This is a genomic window from Zavarzinella formosa DSM 19928 (genome assembly GCF_000255705.1).
GTDB lineage: Bacteria > Planctomycetota > Planctomycetia > Gemmatales > Gemmataceae > Zavarzinella > Zavarzinella formosa.
In genome coordinates, this window is sequence record NZ_JH636444.1 from 552063 (window position 1) to 558796 (window position 6734).

The window sequence follows — 6734 nt, forward strand, 5'->3', positions numbered from 1 at the left end:
TGTTGGAGGCGAGCCGGTGTCCGTGGAGGGACCAAACCCGGCGGGCCACCGGCTTGAGACCAAGCCAGGCCTCGTCCTCGGCCCATACCTCGACCGTCTTGTCCGGATGAGCCGTTCGCAAGGCGGCCACCCGTTCGGCGAGGCGGTCAAAGGCACCTCCGCTGTTGCTCCGCCGTGGCGGCCTTGGGATGACGCGGACGGGCAAGCGGAGCCGGAATCCCAGCCGGACCAGCCATTGCCAGCCGGTCTGCGGAACGACTTCGATTCCCCATTGATCGCGGACATATCGGGCGAGTTTGGGGCCGGACCACAAGCCCCCGTCGGGCGGATCGGCCTGAAGGGCGGCGTACAAATCCGCCTGTTGTTCCGGACTCAAAAGCGGCTCGGCCCCGTTGGCCCGCCGTCCGTCCTCTGGCCCGCCGTCCGTCCTCTGGCCCGTCCGGACCGTGTTCGTTCCACCGCTTGAGCAGGGTCCGCCCCCACGACGGCGTCAGGCCCACGGCTTGGGCGGCCCGTCCGGCAGACATCGGCTGATCGGGCCGGGTGACCAGCACAACACCTGCCAGCGGGTTTTCTCCGCCCCATCCGGGCAAGTCCGGTAACGACGGGCGATTTCCTCAGCCGACAAATGGTTGTTGATGGGTATTCGAGTCATGGCTATTCCTCCACATAGTTGGAGAAGGTTACCCATCAAAGAGATTCGGTACGAGTTGTTCTCGCGGGCCTTCGGGAATGGCTGGCGGTTTGACTGGATGACCTTCGACGAGGCCATGGCGGCAAGCCGAAATTCCCGGCCCTCCCCGACCTGAGCGGGCAACAATACGTCGGCGAGGTTCCCAAGACTTTCTCATGCCGGGTTGAGAGGGAGGTGAAGAAATCTGCCGCCCACGCCTTGTTTTCCGGGCCCGGCGTGAAATCGCGGAAGGCGAACGCCTTCGCCTTGTCGCAGCAAACCGGGTCGGCGACGGTGTGACAGGCCAAACGGATTGACGTGTGCCTCGGGGACGAACTCCGGGCGAGTCACCAGTTGATCAAGGCAAGGAACCGAGAGACTGGCGAGGTGAAATATTTCATCGCCCGGTCGAACCGGCGCGTCGGGTTGCGTCTGTTGCTTCGGGTCGGTTTCACCCGCTGGCATATGGAACATCTGTTCCGGGTGGCCAAGGACGAAATCGGGCTGACGCACTTCGAGGGCCGCAGTTACGTGTCGCTCAAAAGGCATCTGGCGTTGTGCCTGACCGTCATGGCCTTCGTCTCCCGGCACACGACCCGGTTTCGGGGAAAAAAAAATCCGGAGGCCACCTTGGAGCAGGTCTGCCGGGCGTTGAGACTGCTGTGCCGCAGATATCTGAACCGGCGTCGCGGCGCCAGTGAGACTCAATGCCTGCTCGATCTCCTGCAATACCATCAACATCGAAATCAAGCGGCGACCGAATCACACCGCAAAAGAAAACGCAAACTTAAAAGATTCAATACGCTGTAGTGTTAGGTGCTCTAGCCCGCTGTCCCAGTAAGCACTTCGAGCATGAAGTCCTCGTTCCAACCGTACCCGCGACGTTTGTCGGCGATGCTGTCGTTGCCGGGATGCCGCTTGAGCGGCGATCGGGAAAACCGATTCAGCCAGGCGAAATTTTCCCGGAGATGCTCGTCGCGGATCCGTGATTCGTCTTCGCCGAAGGTCATGTCCGGGGCCCGGTGACAGGTGTTTTCGATGCCCCAATAGCTTCGCACGACGCGGGCGAACCGCTTCACGCCCGTCGGCGGACGGCTGATGAAGTAACGCGTCTCGACCGTTTCCTTCCTGTCCCGAACACACGCGGAAATCACCACGCCAGTCGTCCGGAGCCCCTTCCACAACCACAGGCCGGCCGGGTCGCCCGGAACCGGCAGGTGAAAATAGCAACGGGTCGTGTCATGACCGCGGGCCGTTTCCGTCGTCGTGCGTCGGCGGGCCGGGAGGTCCGTGAAGTCGTTCCAGCCATGGGAGTCGATGTGATCGATCGCCGCGTCAGGCAAAGTCTCCTGGCTGCCTTTGAGCGTCGGCACATCGTCCGCATTCCGCCCGACGATCTGTCTGGCAATGGTTTTTTGAGCGCCCGTCGCATCAATGGTGATGATGGCCCCTTCGATGTTCACGAGCTTCAACAACTCGGGAATGACCGTGATTTTGATCGATTTCCCGGCGCGGGCGACCTGCCCCGGTAGAGGCCGAACTCGCCGGCCCAAAGGCTCACAGAACGCCGGGCCTCTGGGCCGTTCGCGCGGTCGTGGCGGCGGCGGGACGTCCTGCCGTCCACGGCGAAGACCGGCTGTTGAATCTCCGTTTCCTCTGCCGCGGCGTGTTCAGCCAGCTCGCGAAGCACGCCTGGAAGGCCGTCCGTTGCAAGAGTGAAAGCGCCCGGCGAAAAACGTCCTTGCCCGGCACGCCGTGCGGCAGGTCGAGGACGCGTTCCAGGAACGGCTTCTTGAACCTGGCCCGACGAGCGATGGAGGCCGGTCCGCCGGCACCCGCCAAAACACCCATCATGGTGATGACCACCACGCTGACGAACGGGTGCAATTGGTTGATCGACGAGCGGGGATCTTCCAAGTCGGCGAAGTGACGAGCGATCTCTTCCAGCCCAATACGAACGTCCGCCATGTTTCATCTCCGCGAGGGAACCCGTTGTCGGCGCGGAGCCTCGCGTAACGAGAACAAAGTCAAAACGCAAGTCCGCCCAGATTCGCAAAACTATCCAAAAGTACGCGCCAGCCCTGGGGCCACCCCGACGGCCGCGCAGTTGGAGATGAAACTATGACGTAGCACGTGCCATCCCCTCAGAACCGCCCATTTGCCGCCCGCCAGCGTTCTTCGGAAATGATCGGTCGCCTCGTCACGTGTGATGACGACCAGGGAGAGGTGTTTCTTGGCACTCCAGATGGAGCGTTCGGACCGGGTGAACAAACTCGGGCCGCCGGGATGGTCGGTCAGGCATCGAACCAACCTGTCGCTCATCGGCATCCGTCGCATCGTTTCCCGGCTGCGGTCTCGCTTCTTCTCGCAGATAAGCACGAATCCGCTTTCAAAATCAACGTCACCCGCCCGGACCCGCATCAACTCGGACCGCCTTGCCCCGGTGTGGGCCGCAAACACGAACATGGGCTCGATGAACGGATGACTCGCCGTGTCGCGAACTTAATCCAACAATTCCTCGACCTCGTCCGCAGGCAGAAACAATCTGTCCCAAAGTTCTTTGGCCTCGGCCGTCGTCGCGACTCGTTGGAGCCGGCGTTCAATCTCACAACGGGTTAGAAACGAGGTTTCTGACGGGTTTTCGGGAAAACCAGTCCCTTGTTCGGAAACGGTCCGTCCAGAAAGCCAGAGGCGACCGCCCAGTTCCACATGGCTTTGAGACTGAACAGTTCCTTTTTCAGAGTGTCCGTCTGAACGGTTTGCCATGCTGACTAGGTTTCGCGGCCTGGCGTTGGACATGCCGTTGAGGGTCGGGTTGTTTGAGATTTTGCATGGAAAAAAACTCCCCCAGGGTGGTGGTGATATGCCGGAGGTGAATCTTGACCGCATACAGTGAGGCGGTTTCCATTCCCCCGAGTTCCTGAACGGCGACATACTTCTGGCTGATTTCGGCCAGCGTCAGCAATGGGGTTTTGCTTTTTGTTTCAACTGCCCCCACTTTTTGGCTCCGGCCGTTGCGAATGTCGGCCGCCGGATAACACATGCGACCAGGTGCGACCAGGTCGGTCCCGTCCGGCAGGACCAAGGCTCCCTGCCGGATGAGGCTCAAGGTGCGATCCATAGACCTGGCGATGGCCTCGGCCTCGCGATAATCCCCGGTCGCCAGCGAAGTGGTGTGGCGGCGGTTTTGAAAATAGAAAATCAGCCGAAAAGAATCCTTGCGTTGCTCGATCGTGGCCATGAAACGGTCCTCCGTGGGCGTTTGACGACGCCCGTCGCGACTGCGTTTCAACCCCCAATGCAAATGCCATCCAAGTCCAACAACCTTCCCAAATCCTTCCCACGGGAAGGTTGGGATCTTGGCAAGGCATAAAAAAAGGGTTTACGACTTTCGTCGTAAACCCTTGCGTATCTGGTGAATGCCGAGGACAGGAGTTGAACCTGCACACCCTTGCGAGTACTAGCTCCTGAGGCTATGTTTCTCACGTTGGGTTCGGATTGCGGACATGCTAGGTTTACGCTTCAAATCGTTATCGAACCAACAGATCCGTCTGAAACGCAGCTGATTAGCATTGTAAAGACATTGGCTTTGCACGTCCAACAACCTTCCCAAATCCTTCCCACAGGCGAAAGCTGCTTCCAAACTCAAACCGAAGGTTCAGGGGTGCGGTCACGACTTGATCGAGCCATCACCCGCGTGCCATCCTATTATTCAGGAGTTGGCCATCGGCCGCTTGGAGTGCTTCATGGCTCGTCATGGCTCGTCATCAAGTTCGGATTCAAAACCGGAATCGGCCAAAGTCACCCGGGACGGACTGCGGGAGGCGTACCGCTTGTTCGGCTACATCCTGCGTTATCAGGTCAGGTTTGTCCTGGCCATGATGGCGCTGTTTGCCGCCAGCCTGCTCGGTTTGGTGTTTCCATATTTGTCGGGGCGAATCGTGGACGCCGCCAACCCAAGCTCGGAATCGGGTCTCGACATGAATCTCGCCGCAGGCTTGCTTGTCAGTGTGCTCGCCATCCGGGCGGCTTGCTCGTTCGGACAGACTTATTGGCTGGCCCAGGTGGGCGAACGCAGCCTCGCGGATCTGAGGCAGGACACCTATTCTCGGCTGCTCCGATTACCTCTCGGATTCTTCGCACAACGTCGCGTCGGTGAGCTTTCGAGCCGGGTGGCCGCGGACCTGTCGCAAATACAAGACGCGCTGACATCGGCCATTCCGCAATTCCTGCGACAAGTCGTTCTGCTTTTCGGCGGGATTGTCCTGCTGGCAATCACGTCCGGCCGTCTCACGCTTGTCATGCTCGCCTCGGTTCCGCCGTTGTTCGCGGCGTCCGCCGTTTTCGGACGGTCAGTGCGCAGGCTCTCGCGTGACGCCCAGGACAAACTCGCGGCCACCAACGTGATCGTCGAGGAAACGCTGCAAGGAATCGCCGGCGTGAAGGCATTCACGAACGAGCCATTCGAGGAAACCCGATATCGGACCGGCATGAGCGAGGTCGTCGCGAACGTGCTTCGTGTGGCCCTCTATCGCGGGGCATTCTCGGCGTTCGTGATCTTCGCGCTGTTCGGGGCGTTCGTGCTGGTGCTCTGGTTTGGGGCGAGACTCGTGAAAGCGGGCGACATGAGCCTCGGCGACCTGACGCAGTTTTTGCTCTATACGATGTTCGTCGGCGGAGCGGTTGGCTCGTTCGCGGAGTTGTATGCCCAACTGCAACGAACCATCGGCTCGACCCAACGCGTTCGCGAATTGCTTCGTGAAGAGCCGGAAGATCAGTCAGAAGGGACGATCACGCGACCAGTCGGCACGATTGATTTTGATGAAGTGAGCTTCGCCTATCCCTCACGCAAAGAGATCACGGTGTTGCGAGCGCTGTCGCTGAAGGCAGGATCCGGTGAGCGAATTGCCCTGGTCGGTCCGAGTGGCGCCGGGAAGTCGACGATCGTCTCCCTGTTGTTGCGGTTTTATGAACCGGACTCGGGCCGCGTTTTGATCGACGGTCGTGATGTTCGCGAATATCCGCTGCGGGGGCTTCGTGAACACATGGCGACAGTTCCGCAAGATGTGTTCTTGTTCGGCGGGAGCATTGCCGAAAACATTGCTTATGGCCGGCCCGGGGCAAGCCGTGAGGAAATCGAAGGCGCGGCGAGCAAGGCGAACGCGCATGAGTTCATCGCCAGATTTCCCGAAGGCTATGAAACGCTGGTTGGCGAACGCGGGGTCAAACTTTCCGGAGGTCAGCGGCAACGAGTCGCGATCGCCCGGGCGATTCTGCGCGACCCGGTCATTCTCATCCTTGACGAGGCCACCAGTTCGCTGGATTCGGAAAGCGAGCATCTCGTTCAGCAAGCCCTCGACGAGTTGATGAAAGGCCGGACTTCGATCATCATCGCCCATCGCCTCTCAACTGTTCGGCGGGCTGATCGAATCTATGTCATTGATGAAGGCCGGGTGATCCAGACCGGCACACATGAAAAGTTGCTGGCCCAGGATGGCAAATACCGGACATTGGTTCAATTGCAATTCGCACGCGATTGAGGCTCAGATCACCGTCTCTATCTCTCCCATGACCCAGTCCTTCACCTCGTTCCCGGCAGCGGGCACAACCCAGTCATTCCCGTCACCTCTGGTCCGTTTTTACTCAGCGAGGCATCATCGATTCGTCACCGGATGATCGGAGGCGCCTGGGCTCTCTTCGAGATTGAAAGTGTGATGTCGTTTGATTCACATGAAGCTCTTCTCTTGCAAAGGCGAAGAGTCGTGGCGACTGTTGACCAACAGTGCTTGCCCGCAGACTTCAGGAACGGTAACCAAACCTGTGCGGGGCCGGCGTCACTTGTCCGCGTTGGCGCGATTGAACAAGGCGGCCGTCTCGTCCCACAGCGCCAGACAATCCTTACGCTCCTCCGGAGAAAGTTTCTCAAGTTCGGCCGGGTCGTGCAATCCGGCCAGATCGCAGGGCGAACGTATCTAATCTCCCGGAAAATTGCTTAAAACACGTTCGTGGCAATCGTTGTCATAGCCGGCTTTCTTGCGTCGATTCTTGATGCCCATTTTCT

At 59.6% G+C, this 6734-nt stretch carries 8 protein-coding genes; 2 read left to right on the top strand and 6 right to left on the bottom strand.

Going from position 1 to position 6734, the window contains the following annotated elements:
* Both BGIM_RS53280 and BGIM_RS63525 read right to left on the bottom strand, forming a co-directional pair.
* Positions 1-376 (bottom strand): winged helix-turn-helix domain-containing protein (locus BGIM_RS53280; RefSeq protein ID WP_020473608.1); only part of this gene is annotated, 376 nt, incomplete at its 3' end.
* Positions 377-490: 114 nt separating this feature from the next.
* Positions 491-655, bottom strand: a complete 165-nt coding sequence (locus tag BGIM_RS63525; protein ID WP_020473609.1) for a hypothetical protein — start codon at positions 653-655, stop codon at positions 491-493.
* Positions 656-1060: 405 nt separating this feature from the next.
* On the opposite strand from BGIM_RS63525, the gene BGIM_RS0131255 reads away from it, so the two are divergent.
* Positions 1061-1483 carry a hypothetical protein gene (locus tag BGIM_RS0131255; protein WP_020473611.1) on the top strand — a complete coding sequence of 141 codons (423 nt, stop codon included), beginning with the start codon at positions 1061-1063 and terminating at the stop codon, positions 1481-1483.
* Between the two features lie 11 nt (positions 1484-1494).
* Here BGIM_RS0131255 and BGIM_RS66610 read toward each other — a convergent pair whose 3' ends face one another.
* The 4 genes from BGIM_RS66610 to BGIM_RS0131275 all read right to left on the bottom strand — a co-directional run bounded on the left by BGIM_RS66610 (position 1495) and on the right by BGIM_RS0131275 (position 3914).
* Complete coding sequence (locus BGIM_RS66610) at positions 1495-2226, bottom strand: ISAs1 family transposase (protein WP_020473612.1); 732 nt, start codon at positions 2224-2226, stop codon at positions 1495-1497.
* A gap of 4 nt (positions 2227-2230) precedes the next feature.
* Positions 2231-2641 carry a transposase family protein gene (locus tag BGIM_RS66615; RefSeq protein WP_040890893.1) on the bottom strand — a complete coding sequence of 137 codons (411 nt, stop codon included), beginning with the start codon at positions 2639-2641 and terminating at the stop codon, positions 2231-2233.
* 90 nt (positions 2642-2731) lie between these two features.
* Positions 2732-3139 carry a site-specific integrase gene (locus tag BGIM_RS0131265; RefSeq protein WP_020473613.1) on the bottom strand — a complete coding sequence of 136 codons (408 nt, stop codon included), beginning with the start codon at positions 3137-3139 and terminating at the stop codon, positions 2732-2734.
* 271 nt (positions 3140-3410) lie between these two features.
* Complete coding sequence (locus BGIM_RS0131275; protein WP_020473615.1) at positions 3411-3914, bottom strand: hypothetical protein; 504 nt, start codon at positions 3912-3914, stop codon at positions 3411-3413.
* A gap of 505 nt (positions 3915-4419) precedes the next feature.
* Between BGIM_RS0131275 and BGIM_RS0131280 the strand changes: the two genes are divergently transcribed.
* Entirely contained in the window at positions 4420-6213 is a 1794-nt protein-coding gene (locus tag BGIM_RS0131280) for an ABC transporter ATP-binding protein (protein WP_020473616.1), read from the top strand.
* Positions 6214-6734: the final 521 nt, after the last annotated feature.

What these genes read in the sequence shown, in the direction of transcription:
- BGIM_RS66615 (WP_040890893.1), bottom strand. Translation starts at nt 2,641, where the DNA reads ATGGCGGACGTTCGTATTGGGCTGGAAGAGATCGCTCGTCACTTCGCC.
- BGIM_RS0131275 (WP_020473615.1), bottom strand. Translation starts at nt 3,914, where the DNA reads ATGGCCACGATCGAGCAACGCAAGGATTCTTTTCGGCTGATTTTCTAT.
- BGIM_RS0131280 (WP_020473616.1), top strand. Translation starts at nt 4,420, where the DNA reads ATGGCTCGTCATGGCTCGTCATCAAGTTCGGATTCAAAACCGGAATCG.
- BGIM_RS63525 (WP_020473609.1), bottom strand. Translation starts at nt 655, where the DNA reads ATGACTCGAATACCCATCAACAACCATTTGTCGGCTGAGGAAATCGCC.
- BGIM_RS0131265 (WP_020473613.1), bottom strand. Translation starts at nt 3,139, where the DNA reads ATGTTCGTGTTTGCGGCCCACACCGGGGCAAGGCGGTCCGAGTTGATG.